The 23,170-nt window shown below is 44.5% G+C and carries 21 protein-coding genes; 18 read left to right on the top strand and 3 right to left on the bottom strand.

Annotated elements, in window-relative coordinates; all coding sequences use genetic code 11:
• Positions 1-153 precede the first annotated feature (153 nt).
• Positions 154-2,046 (bottom strand): DUF5696 domain-containing protein, encoded by a 1,893-nt coding sequence (locus tag K401_RS0102120; RefSeq protein ID WP_024291422.1) that lies wholly within the window; start codon positions 2,044-2,046, stop codon positions 154-156.
• 80 nt (positions 2,047-2,126) lie between these two features.
• Positions 2,127-3,071 carry a helix-turn-helix transcriptional regulator gene (locus tag K401_RS0102115; protein ID WP_024291421.1) on the bottom strand — a complete coding sequence of 315 codons (945 nt, stop codon included), beginning with the start codon at positions 3,069-3,071 and terminating at the stop codon, positions 2,127-2,129.
• 443 nt (positions 3,072-3,514) lie between these two features.
• Here K401_RS0102115 and K401_RS0102110 point away from each other — a divergent pair, with 443 nt between their 5' ends.
• The 10 genes from K401_RS0102110 (at position 3,515) to rhaD (ending at position 13,066) form a co-directional block, all read left to right on the top strand.
• Complete coding sequence (locus tag K401_RS0102110) at positions 3,515-4,795, top strand: Gfo/Idh/MocA family protein (RefSeq protein WP_024291420.1); 1,281 nt, start codon at positions 3,515-3,517, stop codon at positions 4,793-4,795.
• 118 nt (positions 4,796-4,913) lie between these two features.
• Positions 4,914-6,209, top strand: coding sequence for an ABC transporter substrate-binding protein (locus K401_RS0102105; protein ID WP_024291419.1), 1,296 nt, complete (start codon positions 4,914-4,916; stop codon positions 6,207-6,209).
• Positions 6,210-6,218: 9 nt separating this feature from the next.
• Positions 6,219-7,127, top strand: a complete 909-nt coding sequence (locus K401_RS0102100; RefSeq protein WP_024291418.1) for a carbohydrate ABC transporter permease — start codon at positions 6,219-6,221, stop codon at positions 7,125-7,127.
• Positions 7,128-7,139: 12 nt separating this feature from the next.
• Complete coding sequence (locus K401_RS0102095) at positions 7,140-7,967, top strand: carbohydrate ABC transporter permease (RefSeq protein WP_024291417.1); 828 nt, start codon at positions 7,140-7,142, stop codon at positions 7,965-7,967.
• Positions 7,968-8,221: 254 nt separating this feature from the next.
• A complete protein-coding gene (locus K401_RS0102090; protein WP_024291416.1) occupies positions 8,222-8,455 on the top strand; it encodes a hypothetical protein in 234 nt (77 codons plus the stop codon).
• 183 nt (positions 8,456-8,638) lie between these two features.
• The gene (locus K401_RS0102085; RefSeq protein WP_024291415.1) at positions 8,639-8,866 is read left to right on the top strand and encodes a hypothetical protein; all 228 of its coding nucleotides are present in this window, start codon (positions 8,639-8,641) and stop codon (positions 8,864-8,866) included.
• Positions 8,867-9,175: 309 nt separating this feature from the next.
• Positions 9,176-10,618, top strand: coding sequence for a rhamnulokinase (gene rhaB / locus K401_RS0102080; protein WP_024291414.1), 1,443 nt, complete (start codon positions 9,176-9,178; stop codon positions 10,616-10,618).
• Between the two features lie 14 nt (positions 10,619-10,632).
• Complete coding sequence (gene rhaM, locus K401_RS0102075) at positions 10,633-10,947, top strand: L-rhamnose mutarotase (RefSeq protein ID WP_024291413.1); 315 nt, start codon at positions 10,633-10,635, stop codon at positions 10,945-10,947.
• 27 nt (positions 10,948-10,974) lie between these two features.
• Entirely contained in the window at positions 10,975-12,225 is a 1,251-nt protein-coding gene (locus K401_RS0102070) for an L-rhamnose isomerase (protein ID WP_024291412.1), read from the top strand.
• Positions 12,226-12,238: 13 nt separating this feature from the next.
• Entirely contained in the window at positions 12,239-13,066 is an 828-nt protein-coding gene (rhaD, locus tag K401_RS0102065; RefSeq protein WP_024291411.1) for a rhamnulose-1-phosphate aldolase, read from the top strand.
• 96 nt (positions 13,067-13,162) lie between these two features.
• On the opposite strand, the gene K401_RS30930 is transcribed toward rhaD, so the two are convergent.
• On the bottom strand, positions 13,163-13,840 hold the full coding sequence (locus K401_RS30930; RefSeq protein WP_024291410.1) for a hypothetical protein: 678 nt from the start codon (positions 13,838-13,840) through the stop codon (positions 13,163-13,165).
• Between the two features lie 370 nt (positions 13,841-14,210).
• Here K401_RS30930 and K401_RS0102055 point away from each other — a divergent pair, with 370 nt between their 5' ends.
• From K401_RS0102055 to K401_RS0102020, 8 genes are all read left to right on the top strand, one after another.
• On the top strand, positions 14,211-14,501 hold the full coding sequence (locus K401_RS0102055; protein ID WP_024291409.1) for a co-chaperone GroES: 291 nt from the start codon (positions 14,211-14,213) through the stop codon (positions 14,499-14,501).
• Positions 14,502-14,586: 85 nt separating this feature from the next.
• A complete protein-coding gene (groL, locus tag K401_RS0102050; RefSeq protein WP_024291408.1) occupies positions 14,587-16,206 on the top strand; it encodes a chaperonin GroEL in 1,620 nt (539 codons plus the stop codon).
• 232 nt (positions 16,207-16,438) lie between these two features.
• Positions 16,439-16,948 (top strand): DUF6106 family protein, encoded by a 510-nt coding sequence (locus K401_RS0102045; protein ID WP_024291407.1) that lies wholly within the window; start codon positions 16,439-16,441, stop codon positions 16,946-16,948.
• A gap of 218 nt (positions 16,949-17,166) precedes the next feature.
• On the top strand, positions 17,167-18,834 hold the full coding sequence (locus tag K401_RS0102040) for a peptide ABC transporter substrate-binding protein (protein WP_024291406.1): 1,668 nt from the start codon (positions 17,167-17,169) through the stop codon (positions 18,832-18,834).
• Between the two features lie 189 nt (positions 18,835-19,023).
• Positions 19,024-19,962 carry an ABC transporter permease gene (locus K401_RS0102035; RefSeq protein WP_024291405.1) on the top strand — a complete coding sequence of 313 codons (939 nt, stop codon included), beginning with the start codon at positions 19,024-19,026 and terminating at the stop codon, positions 19,960-19,962.
• Positions 19,959-21,017 carry an oligopeptide ABC transporter permease gene (gene opp3C, locus K401_RS0102030; RefSeq protein WP_024291404.1) on the top strand — a complete coding sequence of 353 codons (1,059 nt, stop codon included), beginning with the start codon at positions 19,959-19,961 and terminating at the stop codon, positions 21,015-21,017. Before K401_RS0102035 ends, opp3C begins: the two co-directional genes overlap by 4 nt.
• A gap of 12 nt (positions 21,018-21,029) precedes the next feature.
• Positions 21,030-22,109: an ABC transporter ATP-binding protein gene (locus K401_RS0102025; RefSeq protein ID WP_024291403.1), complete on the top strand. Its 1,080-nt coding sequence runs from the start codon at positions 21,030-21,032 to the stop codon at positions 22,107-22,109.
• On the top strand, positions 22,099-23,022 hold the full coding sequence (locus K401_RS0102020) for an ABC transporter ATP-binding protein (protein ID WP_024291402.1): 924 nt from the start codon (positions 22,099-22,101) through the stop codon (positions 23,020-23,022). The genes K401_RS0102025 and K401_RS0102020 overlap by 11 nt, the downstream gene beginning before the upstream one ends.
• Positions 23,023-23,170 lie beyond the last annotated feature (148 nt).

The following is a 23,170-nucleotide window of genomic DNA, read 5'->3' as shown; positions in this document are numbered from 1 at the left end:
AGCGTAAAGCCTTGTGGGGCATTACGCTTTTTCCGTATCTCTGCATGGGTCCTCAACAGAGAGCGCTGCTATTACACAGATATAAACTCAAAAATAAAAGGAAAGAAGGAAACCCTTCTATTATGAGAAGGATTTCCCGTTATAACAGTCGTGTTATTGTCTGGTTTTGATTTCATAAGTCCCATGAACCAAATCGATTTCAACCACAGTGCCGTCAGCAAATGCAGTGCGCTGCCGGAAAGGGTCATTTTCTATGAATTCGTGATACATCATTTCACACATGGCCACCTTTTCGTGGAGAGAAGAGACAACGCTGCAGCGGGCAGCCATTTCTTCCTCTGAAAGAGTCTCATATCCGCCAAAAGAGCCGTCAATGTTTTCGTAAGCCCCATCCCGGATAAAGTAAGGTGCGCCGCCGTTTAAAAGGGCGTAGAGCATGAAATCCTCATTCTCGTATTTTTCCATCATCCATGGGATGATCATACAGTCATGATACACCAGGTTAAAGAGGGGGACGGCGATTCCCTGGCGGGCAGCTCCCGGTTCGTGCATCATAAAGGAATAGGGAGCATAGTGGCAGAACACAAGGCTCTTTACGCACCAGTCCGTCACTTCCTCAGAGCTGGGAAGGATCCCCTGGGAAAGTAAGTATTCAAAGCAAAGGCTCCGGTAATCCAGGCATTCCTTCCGGTTGATCCGGTGCCATGGGTGGTCGCATTCGTCAGGCTCGTTGCAGGTGAACACATCTAAGTAGGCACAATCCAGTTCCACTCCGTTTTTCCTGATCTCTGTAAAATTCCTCTTAACATAGTATGGAGCCTGGGTGGCACACAGATAGGTCTGCGGGCCCCCTGCCCAGTTGGCATGCTCCGTCAGGGTTCCGTCAGGCTTTTGTGCGGCAAAATTCTGATCAAAGGTTTTTGCCCTGCGGTAATAATCCCGGTACTGGTCGTGGACGCCAAAGAAATATCCGCATTCATGCATGGTATCCGCAAGCATTTTCAGCTTTTCCCAGCCCCCGGCCTCTTCACAGGCGGGGATATAGTCTGGATGCTGGTTGTCATAACCTGGTTCCGCCCAGCCATCCAGGTGGAGATACAGCTTTTTAAGGCCTAAATCCTTGTGGAAATGACGGATCTCACCGGCTCTTTTCTCAAAGCTGTATACATGGTTGTTTTTATCCGGATTTTCCGGATCAAAGAAGCGGGAGTCAGGCATGACCAGGGTTTTGATCCCCTTATGGACAAAGGAAACCCCCACCAGCTTGTGAACAGGGGCCTTGGCAGCCTTTTCCTTTAAGGAACAGAAGGTACCCTGCTCCTTTACATAGGTTCTGTAATGCTTGCAGATGTCATTGTAATCGCAGTCAGACAAAAAGGAGTACCGCATGGTCCTGCGGCCGTTCATTTTGCCCAGGCTTGGCAGCCATTTGATGCCGGTATGTGTGTATGGACCCTTTGCCGGATGCTCCGCATAATAGGCGGCATCCCAGGGCTGCTCACAGATTGCTAAGTAGCCTTCTCCGTCTTTTACCTGGCCAAACCAGGGCATATAGGAACCGGCGGTGCACATCATACCGTCAAAGGGAAGCTTTTCAAGAGCCGTTTCCCAGGTGTTTGGTATGAGCAGTCCTTGCTGGATGTTCAAAAGAGTATACCAGCGGTCACTTTCCTTTTCAAATTCCATGTATCCGGGCCAGTATATTTCTGAGACCGGGATGCTGCTTTCTGCCAGGGGGATCCATTCAAAATGTATGTCTCCTGTGGCATATTCCAGCCATGCAACCGTTTCAAAGGCCAGTCCAAGATCCAAGCCCTCCAGCTGAAAGCCATGGTAATGGCTGATGATTCCTTCCCCTACTCCTGTTTTCCATTGCCTGTGGGTAATGGAAGCGGCATCCTGAAAATAGACGGCCTGTCCGCCGATCACAAGACGGGGCCTGTATTTTTTGTCCCATTTCCAAAGCGCATTCCCATGCTTTATGGCAAACAGGAGGGAGCTTTCTTCAAAGCTCAAGGCGGTTTGATTGAATATAATATCTTGCATTGTCCATCCTCCACTGAAGTGATGGTTCTAATATAGCACTTTTTCGAAAAAAAACCTTACGGAATCATCACGGAATCTTGTCAAATCATCCTGTCATCAACCATCTTTTTCTTACTGGCATTTGTGATCTCGTTGGAGTATTTCTTAACGGAATTAAAATATTCCAGGGGAGACATTCCTGTTGTTTTTTTAAACTGTTTGGAAAAATACTGCAGGGAACTGTAGGATAAGAAATAAGCGATCTCCGTAAAATTCATGTTCCCATCCCGCATAATTTCCTTGGATCTCTCGATCTTCATCAAATTAAAATAGTCAATGGCCCCGCAGTTCTTTTCTTTGTGAAACAGGGAATGAAGAGTGGAACGGCTTATGGAGAATTCCTCGCAAATGGTTTTTATGGAAAGGTGTTCGCAGATGTGAAACTCCATAAACTGAATGATCTGTTCCAAATGGGTGGAATTGGCGGAAAGGACCATCTGTTCAGTTAAAACCGCGTGGTTGGGTACGCCTTCCTCTTCAAAATGATTTCGTTTTACATGGATCAGAAAAATCTGGAGATATAAAAGGATGAGCTGGGCAGCTCCAAAGGGTGGTAAAGGGGCAAGTTCTACCTTTTCCACGGAAGGAATATGAAGGGGAGTGGAAAAAGCCTGTCTTGCCTCTGCAATGATCCTGGAGATGAGAAATCGTTCCTCCTGATTTAAGAAACAGGTTTTTTCCTCAAAAAACCTCATGCTTTCGCTGGTGCAGCGGAAGGAGACTGCCACCAGATTGGGAGCTTTGTTTCCCGACGCACTTAAGGCGTGAAATTCATTTGGCTTGTGAAAGATCACATCGCCTGCTTTTAATTGGTAGAAGGAATGGTTTGCCTGTACAATGATTTCTCCCTTGTCCACATAAAGAAACTCCCAGAAGTCATGGGATTCCCCTGAAAATACAAAATCCTTCATGTATTCAAAATAGTGGACGGTTATGATTTCCCGGATATCAAATTCTATGTTTAACGGTGTGCTGCAATATGCCATTTGGAATACCTCCTTTGGCTTTTATGGTAGCATGAAATCATACGCCTGGCAAGATTGGATAATTTGATAACAAGACAGGACAATCATGCAATTCAAACCCTGTGAATAAGAGTATAATAGAGGAAAATAATGATTCAGCCAATGGAGGTATTCATAGATTCGTATGGATGCCTCTTTTTGTGTTTTTTGGAAAGTTCCGTTGAAATCACCGTAAGTCGGGAGTGCTTATCCTAAAGATTTGTGCACAATAACTGAAAAAATGATGAATTTGGTAATGAGTCTGGACAATAGTATAAGCATATCATCTCGGTTCATTATATAATGATAAAAAAAGAACCATGATATCATGAGTGCAGGAGAGCAAAGCTGGGCCTGCTCACCGGCGCGAAGGCAAAATGCCTGTCATGAACCGCTGGTTCCTGATATTAAGAAAGGAAGATCATATGAGAAGGATTACAGTTGCCCTTGCGGGCTTGGGAAGCAGAGGCAAGGATACTTATGCACCGGTTGCAAGGCTGCTTCCTGAAAAGATGGAGATCACTGCCATTGCGGATATTGATGAGGCAAAGGTGGAAGAGGTGGCCAAAGAGTATGGAGTGCCAAAGGAACGGTGTTTCTCCAGTGCCGAGGAGATGCTTGAACAGGAAAAGCTGGCGGATGTGATGTTTATCGCCACGCAGGACAGGCAGCATGTGGGCCAGGCTCTTCCGGCTCTTGAAAAGGGGTACGATCTTTTGCTGGAAAAGCCTGTTTCTCCGGATTTGGACGAATGCAGGGAACTTTTAAAATCAGCCGCTGAGAAGGGACGAAAGGTAGTTGTCTGTCATGTGCTGCGCTATACGCCCTTTTACACAAAGGTAAAAGAGCTTATTGATTCCGGAGTGATCGGTGATGTGGTCACTGTCATGGGAATCGAAAATGTAGGCTACTGGCATCAGGCCCACAGCTTTGTCAGAGGAAACTGGAGAAATTCAGAGATCACCAGTCCCATGATCCTTCAAAAGTGCTGCCATGATATGGACCTTTTATTGTGGCTGACGGGAAAGACCTGCGATTCCGTGACATCCTTTGGAAGCACCTATTTATTCAAGGAGGAAAAAGCGCCGGAGGGTGCTGCAAAACGCTGCCTGGATGGCTGCAAAGCCAAAGAAGGCTGCCCCTTTGATGCAGAAAAAATATATATAACCAATGAAAAGACCGGCATTGCCCATGGCAAGTCCGACTGGCCCTGCAACGTGCTCACCCTCCATCCTGCGGAAGAATCGGTTATGGAAGCCATAAAGACGGGCCCTTACGGAAGATGCGTATACCATTGCGATAACAACGTGGTGGATCATCAGGTGGTGAATTTAAATATGACAGACGGTTCTACTATCAGTTTTACCATGACAGGCTGCACAGAGGAAAATTCCAGGTATGCTAAATTCATGGGAACAAAGGGAGAGATTGAGGCCAGCCTTCATTCCAATCTCATTATTGTAAGGCCCTTTGGAAAGGAAAAAGAAACCATAGATGTCTCCAAATTGTCCGATGACTTTTCCGGCCATGCCGGCGGTGACAACCGGATGGTGGAGCAGCTTCTTGATATGGTCAGGGAAGGAACTGAACCAAGCCATTCCATGACCACATTGGAAAAATCCCTGGAGAGCCACTACATAGCCCTGGCAGCAGAACAGTCCAGGATCTCCGGAGGAAAGCTGATTCATTTGAAGGATATTCGTTAAATGAAGGGGTGGGAGAAATGAATCTTTCAGCCTTGAGTTTATGAATCAACCGGATGTGTTTGTATATCCGCCTGATTCATTCGTATACAAAATATCAATAAAAAGGAGAGAGCAGATTATGAAGAAAATGAGAGGAACCAAGGTGCTGGCAATGGGAATGGCCCTTGCCATGGCGGCAATGAGCCTTACCGCATGCAATGGAGGAGGCGGAGCTTCCAAGGGAGGTTCTGCCACCTTAAGCTTCGGAATATGGGATGAAAAGCAGCGCCCGGTCATGGAAGCCATGGCCCAGGCCTATGAGAAAACCCATGAAAATGTAAAGATTGAGATCCAGCTTACCCCTTATAAGGGAGGCGAATACTGGACCAAGCTGGAGGCAGCTGCAACAGGAGGAACGGCGCCGGATGTGTTCTGGCTCAATGTACTTCATGCAGAGGATTATTATGACGGAGGAATCCTTCTGGACTTAAATAGCTATTTGGAAAAGTCAGACTTGGATCTTGGAAAGAACTTCCCGGAAGCCCTTGTAAAAGCCTACAATTTTGATGGCAAGCAGATCGCCGTACCAAAGGATTTTGATACCAATGCCTTATGGTATAACAAAGATATGTTTGATAAGGCAGGGGTGGCTTATCCTACTGATGACTGGACTTATGATGATCTTGTAAAAGCATGCAGGGATTTAAAGGCAGCAGGTCTTGATTCGGGAGCTTATCCTTTTGCCTGCCCCATCGATTTCCAGACATGGTATTACCCCACCGTATATGCTAACGGCGGCTGGATCTTAAATGCCGACAAAACAGAAACCGGTTATGCAGATCCCAAGACTCAGGAAGGAATCCAGTGCTGGATCGACCTGATTAATGAGGGCTATTCCCCATCAGTAGCCGCATTGTCAGAGACCAGTGCCGATGCCATGTTTGAGGGCGGCCAGATCGCTATGGTTTTAGCGGGCTCCTATATGACCCCTGAGTATACTTCAAATGACGCCATCAACACCAAGATCGATCTGGTAGAATTCCCGTCATTTAACGGAGTTGAGCCGAACATCATAAACGGACTTGGCTATGCGGTGTTTGCAGGAAGTAAAAATAAGGACGCTGCAGCGGATTTTGCATTATGGCTTGGCAGCGAGGAAGCCATGAAGATCCAGGGAGAGAGCGGAGTCGTTATTTCCGCACGGAATGACGCACAGAAGTATTTTTCCCAGTCCAACAAGGATTTGAACCTGGCTGCCTACACCAATCATTCCGGTGAAGCAAATCCCCTTCCTGTATGTAAATCCGTGGCAGAGATCTATGATGTGGAAGCAGAGGCCTTAAAGGCAGCTTATTCCGGCGAAAAGCCTTTAGCAGATGTATGCAGCCAGCTTAAGACTGATGCAGATGCAATTCTGGCAAAAAATAAGAAGTAGGTGTATGGAATGCAGGGTACGACAAAAAAGAAAATAGCAAAGCGGCAATGGAAAGAATGGGGAGAGGGGTATTTGTTTATAGCGCCCCTGTTGTTTGGAATCTTCGTGTTTTATATTTTTCCCTTTATCCAGAACTTCTGGTTCAGCTTTAATGAAGTGAATAAATTCAATGTAGCCACCTTTTATGGCCTTAATAACTATCTGGAAATGTGTAAGGATAAAGAATTGTGGAAGGCTCTTGGCAATACACTTCTCTACGTCGGGGTTACTGTGCCCTTGGGCCTTATGTTGTCCTTGTTTGTAGCGGCCCTGCTCAATACAAAAATCAAAGGGACTTCTTTTTACAGAACCGTCTATTTCCTGCCTTCTGTTACCATGTCGGCCGCAGTGGCGATGGTCTGGAAATGGATATATAATGAGCAGTACGGCCTTTTAAATGCGGCAATGAAGGCTTTGGGTTTTGCTCCCCATGGCTGGATTACAGACCCAAAGACAGCTCTGTTTATGGTTATGCTGGTTGGAATATGGGGAACCGTAGGCTATAACATGATCATACTTTTAGCAGGTATGCAGGGAATATCAAGGTCATATTATGAGGCGGCATCTGTTGATGGAGCAAGCGGCATTCACCAGTTTTTTAAGATCACGGTTCCCATGCTGTCACCCACCATATTTTTTGTTATGATCACTTCCATCATCAGCGGTTTTCAGGTGTTTGACACCATTTATATGATGATCGGAAAAACGAATACTGCTTATCGAAGCACTCAGACTCTGGTCATGATGTTCTACCGGAATGCCTTTGATTACGGCCATAAGGGCTATGCAGCAGCCATATCCATTTTAATCTTTTCTATTATCATGCTGGTAACAGTCATTCAGATGATAGGCCAGAAAAAATGGGTCAATTACGACTAAAGGAGGTAACCGATGAAGAGAACGAGCAGTCGAAAAAAGCTATTGATCCATCTGATTCTGATCGCAGGAATCGGCATCACCGTGCTTCCCTTTCTTTGGATGCTGTGTACCTCATTTAAAACAAAAGGAGAATCCATGGCGATCCCGCCTACGATTCTTCCGGACCGGTTTGTCACAGAAGCCTATCATAACGTTCTGACCGCTCTTCCTTTTGGAAGGATCTATATGAACACCGTATTTTCTACGGTCATAACGGTTGCGGGACAGGTGGTGATCTGTACCCTGGCAGCGTATTCCTTTGCCAGAATCAAATTCCCGGGAAGGGATGTACTGTTTTTGGTGGTGCTTTCCGTCCTGATGGTACCGGGACAGATCTTTCTGGTTCCCCAGTACTTAATTGTGCAGAAGATCGGACTTTTAGATACGCTGTTTGCGCTTTTTCTGCCTAATTTATTCAGTGCCTTCGGGACTTTTATGATGCGGCAATTTTTCTTATCACTTCCCGATGAGCTGGAGGAAGCGGCCATACTTGACGGCTGCGGCAGGTTCCAGATCCTGACACAGATCATGGTTCCTCTGGTTAAATCAGGGATCGTGGCTCTTGTGATTTTCACGGCAAAGTTTGCCTGGAATGACTTTATGTGGCCCTTGATCGTCAATACCACCACAACAAAGATGACCCTGGCTCCGGCCTTGTCCACTCTTCAGGGACAGCATACCAATGATTATCCTGCTCAAATGGCAGGCGCTGTTCTGGCTGTTATTCCAATGGTTGTTTTGTTTTTTATCTTCCAGAAACAGTTCATTGAAGGCGTGGCCCATACAGGTGTAAAAGGCTGAATTCCCATATCTGAAAAATTTTTAGAATGAGAAGAAGCTTGTTTGAAACAGGGAAAGGAAAGCGGATGAAATCTGCTTTCCTTTTTTTTGTCATGGGGCAATGAAAAGCCTTTTAAAACCGGAAACTTTCCATAAAAGTTCTTCCTGAAGAAATTTCAACGGCAGAAATGATAAAGTAATAAACAAAAGAAACTTTGCATATACTTGGTAATATATGGTCGATATAAAATATTTCTGTAAAGGAGAGAACCAGTATGCCAAGAGGAGTAAGAAAGACACCGCTTGAAAAGCTTCAGGAAGAATTAAAAGAGGTCCAGGAAACCATCCAGCAATATAAGAACAGCTTGGTAACTTTAGGAGAAAAAGAGAAGGAAATTCAGGATAAAATAAAGCTGGAACAATTTAAGGAAGTATCATCCATATTGGACGAGCATGAGATGTCGATCATGGATTTAAAGGAACTGCTTATTTCATCAAAAGCAGAGTAATAAACTCAGACTGCAGAGAAAAGATATTCAGGAAAGGGCACAGTCAGATTCTTTTAAGCGTGTATCTATTTTATTGTATATATTGTAAATTGTGTGATTTAACCGGATCAAGTGGCGAAGCGGATTGCGAATATCCACTTGACACTATATGTTTATATAACCAATTATAAGGAGGGCGCTATTATGCCAAGAGGTGTACGTAAAACATCACTGGAAAAGCTTCGGGAAGAATTAAAAAATACACAAGATGCCATAGAACAGTATAAGGCTGCTGTTAAGACTCAGGAAGAAAGAGCAAAACAGATACAAGAAGAAATTAAATTAGAGGAATTCAAGGAGGTATCAGCCATTCTCCAAGAAAAAAATATGTCAATATCAGAATTAAAAGATATACTTATCAGTAAAGAATAGTGTATATGCCAAATGCCCTGATTGGGTGTTTGGCATGTTTTTAGCTTGGTGCAGCAATTAAATCCTGATAAATCAGATGAATAAAACCCGGCAAAGGAAACCATTTTGCTGATCATGCAAATAAGGACGCAGTTTTAATTAAACAGCGTCCTTATTTTTATTGCGGAGATCCATTATGATATAAAGTAGAAACAATCTGTGAGTATACGTTTAAACCTGATGTCCGGTGGTGCGGGACATGGTGTAAACGGGTGCCCCTGTTAAAAAAGCGGGGGCAGTATGAAAGAAAACAATGGGAGAGTGGTTTACATGGAGAAGTATTATCTTGCTGTGGACATCGGCGCCTCCAGCGGCCGTCATATTCTTGGGACAGTGAGGGAAGGAAAGCTGGTACTTCAGGAGATTTACCGGTTTGGCAACGGCATGAAACGGAAGGACGGGCATTTGTGCTGGGATGTGGAGGCTTTATTTGCCGGGATCAAAGAGGGTATGAAGGAGTGCAGGAAGCTTGGTAAGATCCCGGTCAGCATGGGGATCGATACCTGGGCCGTGGATTTTGTTCTTTTGGATGGGGAAAACCGGATGCTTGGGAATGCAACGGGATACCGGGATAACAGAACAAATGGAATGGATGAAAAGCTGTACAAAGTCATTTCTTTAAAAGACCTATATGGAAGGACCGGCATCCAGAAACAGATATTCAACACCATTTATCAGCTTATGGCTGTCAGAGAAGAGAATCCGGAATATCTGGAGAAAGGGGAATCCTTCCTCATGATCCCGGACTATTTCCACTATCTGCTGACAGGAGTGAAAAAGCAGGAGTATACCAATGCAACTACCACGCAGCTGGTAAATGCGGAAACAGGGACCTGGGATTATGAACTGATTCAAAAGCTGGACCTGCCTGAAAGGCTGTTTAAAGAGCTGTCCATGCCGGGAACAACTGTAGGACTATTGGCAGAGGATTTGGAAAAGGAAGTGGGATTCTCCTGTCAGGTGGTTCTTCCTGCGACCCATGATACCGGTTCTGCCGTTATGGCGGTCCCTCTGGTTCCAGGCGGAGAGGATCCCATGGGAGATATCCTTTACATCAGCTCAGGAACCTGGTCCCTTATGGGCACAGAGCTTTCTAAGGCAAACTGCTCCATGGAAAGCATGGAGTTAAATTTCACCAATGAGGGCGGTTATGACCACCGCTTCCGATACTTAAAAAACATCATGGGCCTTTGGATGATTCAGTCCGTGAAAAAGGAGCTTGAAGAAAAAGGGGAGGCTTACTCCTTTGCAGAGCTTTGCCGGCTGGCCTCTGAGGAACGGATTCCTTCCATTGTGGACTGCAATGACAGCGTGTTCCTTTCGCCGGAGAGCATGATCAAAGCAGTGCAGGAGTTCTGCCAAAGGTCTGGAATGGCTGTGCCAAAGACTGCGGGACAGCTGGCGGCAGTCATATACAACAGTCTGGCAGCCTGCTACGGGAATACGGTAAAGGAGCTGGAAGCCATTACAGGAAATAACTATCCGGCCATTCATGTGGTAGGAGGAGGTTCCAATGCGGAGTATTTAAACCAGCTGACTGCAGACTGCACAGGCCGGACCGTTTATGCCGGACCGGGAGAAGCTACTGCCATCGGAAACCTTCTTGCCCAGATGCTTGCTGCCGGGGAGTTTAAAAGCCTGAAACAGGCAAGGGAAGCAGTATACCGGTCCTTTGCAGTAAAAGAGTACCAGCCCCGCAATAGGCTGTCATGAATGGAGGAGACGACATGATAAGAAAATCTTTTAAAATGTACTTAAATGAAGGAATGGCCGAAGAATATGAAAAGAGACATAATCTGCTCTGGCCTGAGATGAAGGAAATGATCAGCCGGCATGGGGGACACAATTACTCCATTTTCTTAGATGAGGAGACCAATGTCCTTTACGGGTATATTGAGATCGAAGATGAAGAGAAATGGGCGGAATCGGCTGATACTCCCATCAACCGGAAATGGTGGGATTTCATGGCTGATATCATGAAAACCAACCCGGACAACAGTCCTGTTTCCATTGGTTTAAAGCCTGTATTTCATTTGGATTAATTAAATCGTTAAAAGGAGAAGAGAGCCATGACAATAAAAGAAAGATATGAAGCAGCAAGGGAAGCATACAAAGCCGTCGGCGTAAATACGGATGAGGCATTGGAAGCCTTAAAAACGATCCCCATTTCCATGCACTGCTGGCAGGGAGATGACGTGATGGGATTTGATGGGGATGGAGCCTTATCAGGGGGAATTCAGGCTACAGGCAATTACCCTGGCCGGGCGAGAAATCCTCAGGAGCTGATGAGGGACATGGATAAGGCGCTGAGCCTGATCCCTGGAAAGCACAGGATTAACCTTCACGCAAGCTATGCTATATTTGAGGAGGGAGAATGGGCGGACCGGGATCAGCTGGAGCCGAAACACTTCACAAAGTGGGTGGAGTTTGCAAGGGAAAGAGGGATCGGCATTGACTTTAATCCCACCTTGTTTTCCCATCCAAAGGCGGAAAATGCCACCCTGTCCAGTGAAGATGATGAGATACGGAGCTTCTGGATCAGACACGTGCAGGCGTGCCTCCGCATTTCTGAGTATTTTGCAAAGGAGCAGGGGACTCCCTGTACCATGAACATCTGGATTCCCGACGGGTTTAAGGATATACCGGCAGACCGCACTTCCCCAAGGGCGAGATTAAAGGATTCTCTTGATCAGATCCTTTCCATTGACTACGATAGGACCAAGGTATATGTGGCTGTGGAATCCAAGGTATTTGGGATAGGAATGGAAAGCTGCACCGTTGGTTCCCATGAGTTTTATATGAATTACGCCTCCAAGAATGATATCCTCTGCCTGCTGGACAGCGGCCATTATCATCCCACGGAGGTGGTGTCTGATAAGATATCTTCCATGCTCCTGTTTTTTGACAAGGTGGCCCTTCACGTAACAAGGCCGGTGCGGTGGGACAGTGACCATGTTGTGCTGTTTGACGATGAAACAAAGGAGATCGGGAAGGAGATCATACGGGGCGGGGCGGACCGCATCCTTCTGGCCCTTGACTTTTTTGATGCAAGCATCAACCGCTTAAGCGCCTGGATCGTTGGAATGCGCAACATGCAGAAGGCTCTTCTGAATGCCCTTCTTCTTCCCAATGAAACCCTTAAAAGGTTACAGGAAGAACGCAATTTTACGGAGCAGATGATGCTTCAGGAGGAGCTTAAGCTTTATCCGATAGGCGATGTTTGGAACTACTTTTGTGAGATAAACGGAGTGCCTGCAAAGGAAGACTGGTTTGAAGAGATATGCTGCTATGAAAAAGAAGTGCTGCTTAACCGGAAATAAGGAGAAAGATAATATGAAGATGTTAGATACGGAATTTGTAAAAAGCTTTATCCGCTTATGTGATGACGGCTTCCGTCAGAACTGGCATGAGAGGAACGGCGGCAATTTAAGCTACCGCATCAAGCAGTCAGAGGTGGAATCCATAAGAGAAGGCTTTACGGATGCAAATCCCTGGCAGCCCATCGGCACCAGCGTGAAGGGTCTGGCAGGAGAGTATTTTATGGTAACAGGAAGCGGAAAATACTTCCGCAACGTGATCCTGGATCCGGAAGCCAATACCTGTATTATTGAGGTAGATGAAAAGGGCGAGAATTACAGGATCCGCTGGGGTCTTATAAACGGCGGGCGTCCTACCAGTGAGCTTCCTTCCCACCTTATGAACCATGAGGTCAAAAAAGAGGCCACGGCTGGAACGCACAGGGTGATCTACCATGCCCATCCTGCCAATATAATCGCCCTTACCTTTGTCCTGCCCTTGGAGGATAAAGTGTTTACCAGGGAATTATGGGAGATGGCTACGGAATGTCCGGTGGTTTTCCCTGCCGGCGTAGGTGTTGTGGGCTGGATGGTGCCTGGCGGACGTGATATTGCAGTGGCTACCAGCGAATTGATGAAGAAGTACGATGTGGCTGTCTGGGCCCATCACGGCCTGTTTGCTTCCGGAGAGGATTTTGACTTGACTTTCGGCCTTATGCATACTGTGGAAAAATCTGCGGAGATTCTTGTTAAAGTGCTTTCCATCCGTCCGGATAAGCTTCAGACCATTACGTCTCAGAACTTCCGGGACTTAGCGGTGGATTTTAAGGTGAATTTACCGGAAGAATTCCTGTATAAGAAATAAACTGTGATTTAGGAAATGCGGCAACAGCATTGAAAAAAGCCACTGCAGAGCGAGCGCTTTCCAGTGGCTTTTCCCAGGTTCCATTACTAAATTGTTTTAATCTATTTCTTCTTCCACAATGGTAGTGGTTTCATCGGCCAGTTCCTTAATCGCCGCTCCGGTAGATTGGGCTGCTTCTTTAGTGGCCTCAAATCCGTCCTTTGCTGCCTCCTTTGCCGCCTCAAACCCCTCCTTTGCTGCATCTTTGGCTGTCTCAACAGCTGTTTCCGCTGTTTCCATTATAGAGTCCGCTGCCTCTGTGGCCTCTTCTGCCAGACGGTCTGCGGCTCCGGCAGCATAATCCAAACCGCCATCTGAGCTGTCTTCTTCGTCATCTAAATACGTATCTGCCTGTTCTTTTGCGGATTCAAACATGTCCTTCGCTGTAAAAGCCATAGCAGAAGCCGCTTCCTTTGCCGTATCGGAGACAATACTTGCCGCATCCTTAACCAGGTTTTTTGCCGCACTCACCGCATCCTTGGCAGCATCTGCCATATGGTCAGCGGCGACCTTAAATTCATCCTTATTGGCATGTAAGGAAACATAGTTGCGGTTCATCGTGCTGTCAATTTTGGAAATGTCGTCATTCCCTTCATCTTCAAAATCATGGAAATTTTCTTCCAGTTCTTTGTGGAAGGATTTGTATTTTGTAAAATAAGAGATACCGGCGGCAACAACGCCGGCCACAGTGGCCAGTGCCACAAATTTCCCAAACCCATTACCCTTTTTTGCCATTTGAAACACTCCTTTCCTTATTACCGCCCGTGTATTCTGGACATAACGGTATGCTTAAAAGGCGCTTTTTTATTAACGCCTGTGCATTTTAAACATAACGGAATGCCTGTAAGGCTCTTCATTCTATGTTATTGTAATACGTTCATAGAAAAAAATAAAGGTATATAATAAGAAAATTTCTATAAACTATGTAGGTAAAGGAGAAAATACCGCAAATATGGTAAAAATGTAAAAAAAATATAAAGTTAGCACTCAACTATTGACAGTGCTAATAATGAGTGATATAACTTAGTATGTGAATAAAATAAAACTTCTTTCGGAAGGCCAAAAGAAAGAAATAATAAGCAGAAAGCTATGAGGAGGAATTGCAATGAAATTAGTACCATTATTTGACAAAGTTGTGTTAAAACCATTGGTTGCAGAGGAGACAACAAAGTCCGGTATTGTTCTGCCGGGTCAGGCAAAAGAAAAACCCCAGCAGGCGGAAGTTATCGCAGCAGGACCAGGCGGTCTGGTAGACGGCAAGGAAGTTACCATGCAGGTTAAAGTGGGCGATAAAGTAATCTTCTCCAAATATTCAGGAACAGAAATAGAGACCGGAGAAGACGATGAGAAATATGTAATCGTCAAGCAGAGTGATATTTTAGCAGTGATCGAATAATTTTAGAAGGCAATACTGAAATCATAACAGATAGTTTTAGATAATACGTATTTTTATTTTTAGAAGAAAACTGGAGGAATGAATCATGGCAAAACAGATTAAATATGGCGTAGATGCCAGAAAAGCACTTGAGTCCGGAGTTAATCAGTTAGCAGATACCGTTCGTGTAACATTGGGACCTAAGGGAAGAAACGTTGTACTGGATAAATCCTTTGGCGCACCTTTGATCACAAACGATGGTGTTACCATTGCAAAAGAGATCGAGCTGGAGGATGCCTTTGAGAATATGGGCGCTCAGCTTGTAAAAGAAGTTGCTACAAAGACCAATGACGTGGCCGGTGACGGTACCACAACTGCAACTGTTCTGGCTCAGGCTATGATCAATGAAGGAATGAAGAACCTGGCAGCAGGCGCAAACCCAATCGTTTTAAGAAAGGGTATGAAAAAAGCCACAGAAGCAGCAGTAGAAGCTATTGCAAAGATGAGCGAGCCGATCAAAGGCAAGGCATCCATCGCAAGAGTAGCAGCTATTTCCGCATCAGATGATGAGGTTGGCGAGATGGTAGCTGACGCTATGGAGAAGGTTTCCAACAACGGTGTTATCACCATTGAAGAATCCAAGACCATGAAGACAGAGCTGGATCTTGTGGAAGGTATGCAGTTTGACAGAGGTTATATCTCTGCTTATATGTGCACCGATATGGAGAAGATGGAAGCTAATTTAGACGATCCATACATTCTCATTACAGATAAGAAGATCTCAAACATTCAGGAGATCCTTCCTTTATTAGAGCAGGTAGTTCAGTCCGGCGCAAGACTTCTCATCATCGCAGAAGATGTGGAAGGCGAGGCTTTAACCACCTTAATCGTTAATAAATTAAGAGGTACCTTCAATGTCATCGCTGTAAAGGCTCCAGGCTACGGCGACAGAAGAAAAGAGATGTTACAGGATATCGCTGTTTTAACAGGCGGTACCGTGATTTCCGATGAATTAGGCTATGAGCTTAAGAATGCAACCCTTGATCTCTTAGGACGTGCAAAATCCGTTAAGGTTCAGAAGGAAAATACCGTGATCGTGGACGGCTGCGGCGATAAGGAAGCAATCACCGCAAGAATCGGCCAGATCAAGGGCCAGATCGAAGAGACCACTTCTGATTTTGACAGAGAAAAATTACAGGAAAGACTAGCAAAATTATCCGGCGGCGTAGCAGTGATCCGTGTAGGCGCTGCAACAGAGACCGAGATGAAAGAAGCAAAGCTTCGTATGGAAGACGCTTTATCCGCAGCAAGAGCAGCTGTTGAGGAAGGCGTTATCGCAGGCGGCGGTTCTGCTTACGTTCATGCGATCAACCAGATCGAAGACACTGTAAAGGAACTGGAAGGTGATGAGAAGACCGGAGGAAAGATCATCTTAAAGGCACTCGAAGCTCCTTTATACCACATCGTAGCCAATGCAGGTCTGGAAGGAAGCGTCATCATCAATAAGGTGAGAGAGTCCAAGGTGGGAACCGGCTTTGACGCATACAAGGAAGAATACGTTGACATGGTGGAAGCAGGCATCCTGGATCCTACAAAGGTCACCAGAAGCGCCCTTCAAAATGCTACCAGTGTTGCATCTACCTTATTGACAACAGAGTCCGTTGTTGCTAATATTAAAGAAAAAGCACCTGCAATGCCAGCACCAGGCGGAATGGATATGATGTAACATTCACGAAAGCAATGAGCAGTGCGAAGCGGAAGATGAAAAAAATTTCGTTGTGCTTGCACATAAGAAATTTTTTCCATCTTCCGCTTCCCAGGGCGAACGCCCGTGAGCGGGTAAAGCCTGCGGCTTTACCCGCTGCACTGCGGATTTCCGGTATAACAAACATCTTTTGAATCGGGACAGGCTGCGCCGTAAGAAGCCATGCAGGTAAGAGGAAAGGACCCAGATCGTTATGAATGAAATGTATGCAGAATGGCTAGTGAAGCGAAAGTCTCCGGCCTATACCATGTTGATAAAAATTGCGATGGGAATCCTGTGCGTGATCGCGTTTTTCCTCTCCATGTCTCCGGTTTTCGGGATCTTTGGAGTGCTCATCCTGCTTGCTGCCGTTGCGGCCGCTTATTTTGTATTCCGCAACAGTGAAGTGGAATTTGAATACCTGTATGTGACCAATACTCTTTCCATTGACCGGATCTACGGCAGAAGCAAGAGAAAGAAAGCCTGGGAAGGTTCCATGGAAGAGATTAAGATCGTTGCTCCTACCGGCTCCACAGAAGCCAGGGATCACGAAACAAAGAATATGAAGTTACTGGATTTTTCTTCCCACGCACCGGGAGCAAAGACTTATACATTAATAAGCCAGGCCGGTGCCGAAACGACCAAGATCATATTTGAACCTAACGATAAGCTGCTTCAGTGTATGAGGATGACGGCGCCGCGTAAGGTTGTGAAAGCAGTATAAAATAAAAAAGGAATCAGATGTTTTATTAAAACATCTGATTCCTTTTTTATTTTTACAAAAGTTTCTTAAAGAAGTTATTTTGCCGGATACATCGGTTCAAAGCCGTAAAATCTTCGTTGACAACCCCTTAAAAATTTGGTACACTAGTGTAATTGATTAGAGCGTTAAAGTTTTTGAAAAAAAACGTTAACGCTTAAATAATTATGAGGAGGACGAAGATGAGAAGTAGCAAAAAGTTAATCAGTTTCCTGTGTCTGGCTGCCATGACATTAAGCCTGGCCGGATGTGGGGCTTCAAAGCCGGCGGAAACGAAATCAGAAACAAAGGAATCCGCGGCAGATGCAGCGAAGGCTGGCGGAAATGTATTGAATGTGCACATCGACGTGGAAGTAGCTTCCATGGATCCGCAGATTGCGGTGGATGGAACTTCATTTGAAGTAATCGCAGATGTGACAGACGGTCTTTATGCGTTGGCGGAAGACGGAAGCGCTGTTCCTGCATTGGCGGACAAGATTGAAAAAAGTGAGGATGGATTAACCTACACCATCACTTTAAAAGATGCCAAATGGTCCAATGGAACCCCTGTTACAGCAAATGACTTTGTATTTGCATGGAGACGTCTGGTGGATCCTGCAACTGCCAGTGAATATGCATTTATGGGCGGCATTGCAGGCATCAAAAATGCAGACGCCATTGGCGGAGGCAGTGTGGCACCGGATCAATTAGGGGTAACTGCCGTTGATGAAAAGACATTGGAAATACAATTAGATAATCCGGTTCCTTATTTTGAATCCCTGATGGCATTCCCGGCTTTTTATCCGGTAAATGAGGAATTCTTTAAAAAATGCGGGGATACCTTTGCAACATCCCCGGAAACAATTTTAAGCAACGGCCAGTTTGTAATAACTTCTTATGAACCGGCAGCAACCACAATTGAATTAGTTAAAAATGAAAATTACTGGGATGCAGCTGCGGTTAAGCTTGACGGTCTTAAGTATCAGGTAATTAAAGACAGCCAGCAGGTAATGCTTGCTTACCAGAATGGTGATCTGGATACTGCTATTCTTTCCGGAGAGCAAGTAGAGCAATTCCAGGGTGACCCTGAATTTACGAATATTATGGCCGGATATTTATGGTATCTTTCTCCAAACCTGAAAGTAGCCGGGCTGGAAAACTTAAATCTCAGAAAGGCACTTGCCCTTTCTTTTGACAAAAAGGCAATTGTTAATAACATTTTAAAAGACGGTTCTATTGTGGCAGACTTTGCAATTCCTACCGGTCTTGCAACCGGTCCTGACGGCAAAGATTTCCGTGACGGAACAGCTACTTACCTTTCAACCGACAAAGCAAAAGCATTAGAATACTGGAATGAAGCCAAGAAAGAGCTTGGGGTAGAAACCCTTACATATTCCATGATTGTAGAAGATACAGAATCCGCCCAGAATGTGGCCCAGTTTATTCAGGCTGAGGTTCAGACAACCCTTCCAGGCATTACGATCAACTTGGAAGTTCTGCCGAAGAAAAACAGAGTAGAGAGAATGCAGGAAGGTGAATTTGAAATTGCCCTGACACGCTGGGGACCGGACTATGCAGATCCTATGACATATGAGAATATGTGGATCACCGATGATCCCAACAACTATGGTTTCTGGTCAAATGCAGAATACGACGCAATCATTGAGTCCGCGAAAAAAGGAGAACTGGCACTTGATCCGGCTGCCAGATGGGAAGCTCTGAAAAAAGCGGAAGGCATTGTTATGGATGATGCAGTTATTTTCCCCATCTACCAAAAGGGCAATGCTGTTATGATCAAGAGTAATGTTAAAGGCATTGAATTCCATTCAGTAGCAATTAACAGAGTATTTAAAAATACAACAAAAAACTAATACCATAATCACAGCTTTATTGAAAGACGCTTATAAGGCGGATAACCGCAGTACGCGGCCCGGCCTGTATTCAATCAAAAGTTGCTTGTATACGGTTTCATACGGTCATGCAGGCAACTTTTTGAATTAAGGGCAATGGGAAAGGAAGTTATTATGGTAATATTTACTTAGAAAGAGAAGTAATATGATATGAAAAAATATTTGCTTAAGCGAGTAGTTGTTTCGATAATTACCTTATTAGCCATTTTAATCATATTATTTTTAATGCTGGAGTTTATGCCGGGATCTCCGTTTAATGATGAAAAGTTAACGGCAGATCAGATCGCCATATTAAATGCAAAATATGGACTTGATAAACCGGCATTCCTTCGTTTTATAAATTATATGAAAAATATGCTTACCGGGGATTTTGGAGTTTCCTATACCATATCTAAAAACACACCGATTTCACAATTACTGCAGTCTCGTTTACCCATATCTGTCCGCATCGGAGGACAGGCAGTTTTACTTGGAACTGTCATAGGTATAATTTTAGGCATTATAGCTGCGCTTAAACATAATACCATATGGGATACCTTAACAACGGTTGTTTCCGTTTTAGGAGTGAGCCTGCCTTCTTATGTTTTTGCACTGGCGTTATCTTATTCCCTTGGTTTTAAATTACGGTGGTTCCCCCTGCTTTATGACATAACCGCTCCTTTAAAATCTTCCGTTTTGCCGACTGTATCACTATGTATGTTTACCATAGCAACGGTAGCACGATTTACCAGAACGGAAATGCTGGAAGTGCTTGGATCGGATTATATGCTTTTAGCAGAAAGTAAAGGAATAAGCGGGTTTCAGTTAATATTTAAGCATGCCTTAAGGAATGCTCTGATCCCCATTATTACCGTGCTGGCTCCGTTGGTTGTAGGATTGATGACAGGAAGTCTGGTAGTGGAAAAAATATTTTCCATACCGGGAATTGGAAGCTTGCTGGTAACAGCAATACAGGCCAATGATTATAATGTTATTCTTGCATTATCCTTTATTTACAGTGCCATGTACATTGGAATCATGTTATTTGTAGATATTCTCTATGGTATCATTGACCCCAGAATACGATTGGCGAAGGGGGGAGCATCATGACAGATTTAAACGAAAATAAGCCTTTTACAGCTCATGACTTTGAATTTCTGCATAAGGATTCCATATCAAAGGTGGATCAAAATTATTCCAGTCAATCCTATTGGAAAGATGTATTTCAGCGTTTCATAAAAAACAAGGGTGCTGTTATCAGCCTGATAGGCATTGTTTTAATCATCATGCTGGCAATTTTTGCGCCTCACTGGACAGCGTATACATACGATTCCCAGATCATTGCAAACCAGAACCTTGCACCCCGTATTCCAGGGCTTGAAAAAATCGGAATATTTGACGGTTCAGAGACCATGAACACTTCTACAGGCGTTACAAAAATCAATAAATATATATCCGCTGACGGTGCAGAAACGGGGCTGGAGGATACCTATTATTGGTTTGGTTCAGATGTTCTTGGAAGGGATATCTTTACGAGAACATGGGTGGGAACCAGAATATCTTTGTACATTGCATTGGCTGCGGTCATGATTGATATGGTATTTGGCTTAAGCTATGGCTTGATATCAGGTTATTTCGGCGGAGCAGTGGACAATGCAATGCAGCGTTTTGCGGAAGTTTTAAACGGTATTCCCAATCTGGTTATCGTAACTCTGTTAATTATTGTATTAAAACCGGGATTAATAACCATAACCTTTTCCTTAATGATTACCGGATGGATCGGCATGAACCGTATTGCAAGAGCGCAGATGCTGAAGTTAAAGGAGCAGGAATTTGTTTTGGCTTCCAGGACCCTTGGAGCCTCTGATCTGACAATTATATTTAAAGAAATATTGCCGAATATTTTTGGACAGATTATAACAAATACCATGTTCTCCATTCCCAATGCTATTTTTACGGAGGCATTCTTAGCATTTATCGGATTAGGAGTGCCGGCGCCAATGGCATCACTTGGATCATTAATCAGTGATTCCTTTAAGTCCTTTACCACACATCCTTATATGATTATTCCGCCAATTATCGTGTTAGCCATATTAATGCTCAGCTTTAACATGCTGGCAGACGGCATCCGGGATGCGTTCGATCCAAGGATGAAAGAAATGTAGGAGGCCAGAAGAATGGAAAAAGAAAAAGTACTGGAAATTAATGATTTATCCATATCTTTTCAGACTTCATCCGGAGAGGTGAACGCGATACGTGGAGTAAAGCTTAATTTATATAAAGGCGAGACCATTGCAATCGTCGGGGAAAGCGGAAGCGGAAAATCGGTTACCATGAAAGCGGTTATGGGCATCTTAAGCAGCAATGGAAAAGTGAATTCCGGCACCATTGATTTTACGTATCACCGCGGAGACGAAACCGTTCATGTGGATATCTTAAAGCTAAATAAAAAACAGATGCGAAAAAGCATCAATGGAAAAAGGATGGCCATGATTTTTCAGGACCCCATGACCTCTTTAAATCCTACCATGACCATAGGTGCACAGATTATGGAAGGAATGATCTGGCACTATAAGACACCCAAAAAAGAAGCTTATGAAAAGGCTGTTGAACTTTTAGAACTGGTGGGAATCGTGGATGCCGAAAAGCGTATGAAGAATTATCCCCATCAGCTTTCAGGAGGAATGAGGCAGAGGGTTGTCATTGCCATTGCCCTTGCCTGTGATCCTGAATTGTTGATTTGTGATGAACCGACAACAGCTCTTGATGTTACGATTCAGGCTAAAATATTGGAGCTCATCAAAGAAATCCAAAGGAAAACCGGAATTTCGGTTATTTATATCACCCATGATTTAGGTGTTGTAGCGAAAGTAGCGGACTACGTGTCTGTTATGTATGCCGGTAAAATTGTAGAGCAAGGAACGGTAAATGATATTTTTTATGACCCAAGACATCCCTATACATGGGGACTGCTTTCGGCCATGCCGGATCTTGACACCGATGATGATAAGCTTTATGCCATTCCCGGCAGTCCCCCTAACCTGTTGAATAAAGTAGATGGGGATGCCTTTGCGCCGAGGAATATCTATGCTCTGAATATTGATACAAAAGAAGAACCACCCATGTTTCAAATATCCGACACACATTATGCGGCAACCTGGCTGCTGCATGAAAACGCACCCAAGGTGGAAATGCCTGCAGAGCTTAGAAACAGGATAGACAGGATGTTAAAGGAGGCTGGCATGAATGGAAACTAAAAAGCCTATATTAACTGTAAATAATTTGAAACAGTTTTTTAAAGTGAGCAGAAAATACACTGTTAAAGCAGTCAATGGGGTATCCTTTGAAATCTTTCCAGGGGAAACTTATGGCCTGGTGGGAGAGTCCGGCAGCGGGAAGTCAACCATAGGCCGTTCCCTGATCCGCCTTTATGAGCCTACAGAAGGAGAGATATTATTTGCAGGGGAGAATATTTCCGGCAAGTTATCGGGAAAGGAAATCAAGCACTTAAGAACCGGTATGCAGATGATATTCCAGGACCCTATGGCAAGCTTGAATCCAAGGAAAAAAGTCCTGGATATCATTGCGGAGGGATTGGATATCCATTATCCCTTTGCAAATGCGGAAGACAGAAAAGAGGCGGTCTACAAGATCCTTGCAAGAGTCGGATTGTCGAAAGAACATGCAAACCGCTATCCTCACCAGTTTTCCGGCGGGCAAAGGCAGCGGATCGGCATTGCCAGAGCCTTGATCATGAACCCAAAACTGATTATTGCAGATGAAGCCATCAGTGCGCTGGATGTGTCCATACAGGCCCAGGTGGTAAATCTTATGAAGGATATCCAGAAGGAAACCAATACGGCCATTCTTTTTATTGCCCATGACTTATCCATGGTAAAATATATTTCAGATAGAATCGGTGTATTGCATTTAGGATATCTGGTGGAGACAGGAACCACAGAAGAAATATTTAATAACCCCATTCATCCTTACACGAAATCTTTATTATCCGCCATACCCCATCCAAATCCAATTGTGGAGAAGGAGAGAGTTTCCGTAACCTATGATTATGCTGCGAGCGGCATTGATTACGCAAAAGGAAAACAGCATCATATTGACGGGACCCATTATGTATTGGCAAGTGAAGAAGAATTGAGCGGTTGGAAATAAAGCTGACAGCGGCGCTGTATAAGGCTGCAAAAGAAGTATAAAAGAAAAAGGAATCGGCCGGTTTTACAAAAGACTGTCCGGTTCCTTTTTTCATATTTCTGGTTTTACTGTCCATGTCAGACGGAAAATGATCAGAAAATGTCCGTTG

The sequence above is a fragment of the Lacrimispora indolis DSM 755 genome, assembly GCF_000526995.1.
Lineage (GTDB): Bacteria > Bacillota > Clostridia > Lachnospirales > Lachnospiraceae > Lacrimispora > Lacrimispora indolis.
The sequence above is the reverse complement of the archived record's forward strand: the minus strand, read 5'-3'. Positions and strand labels throughout refer to the sequence as shown.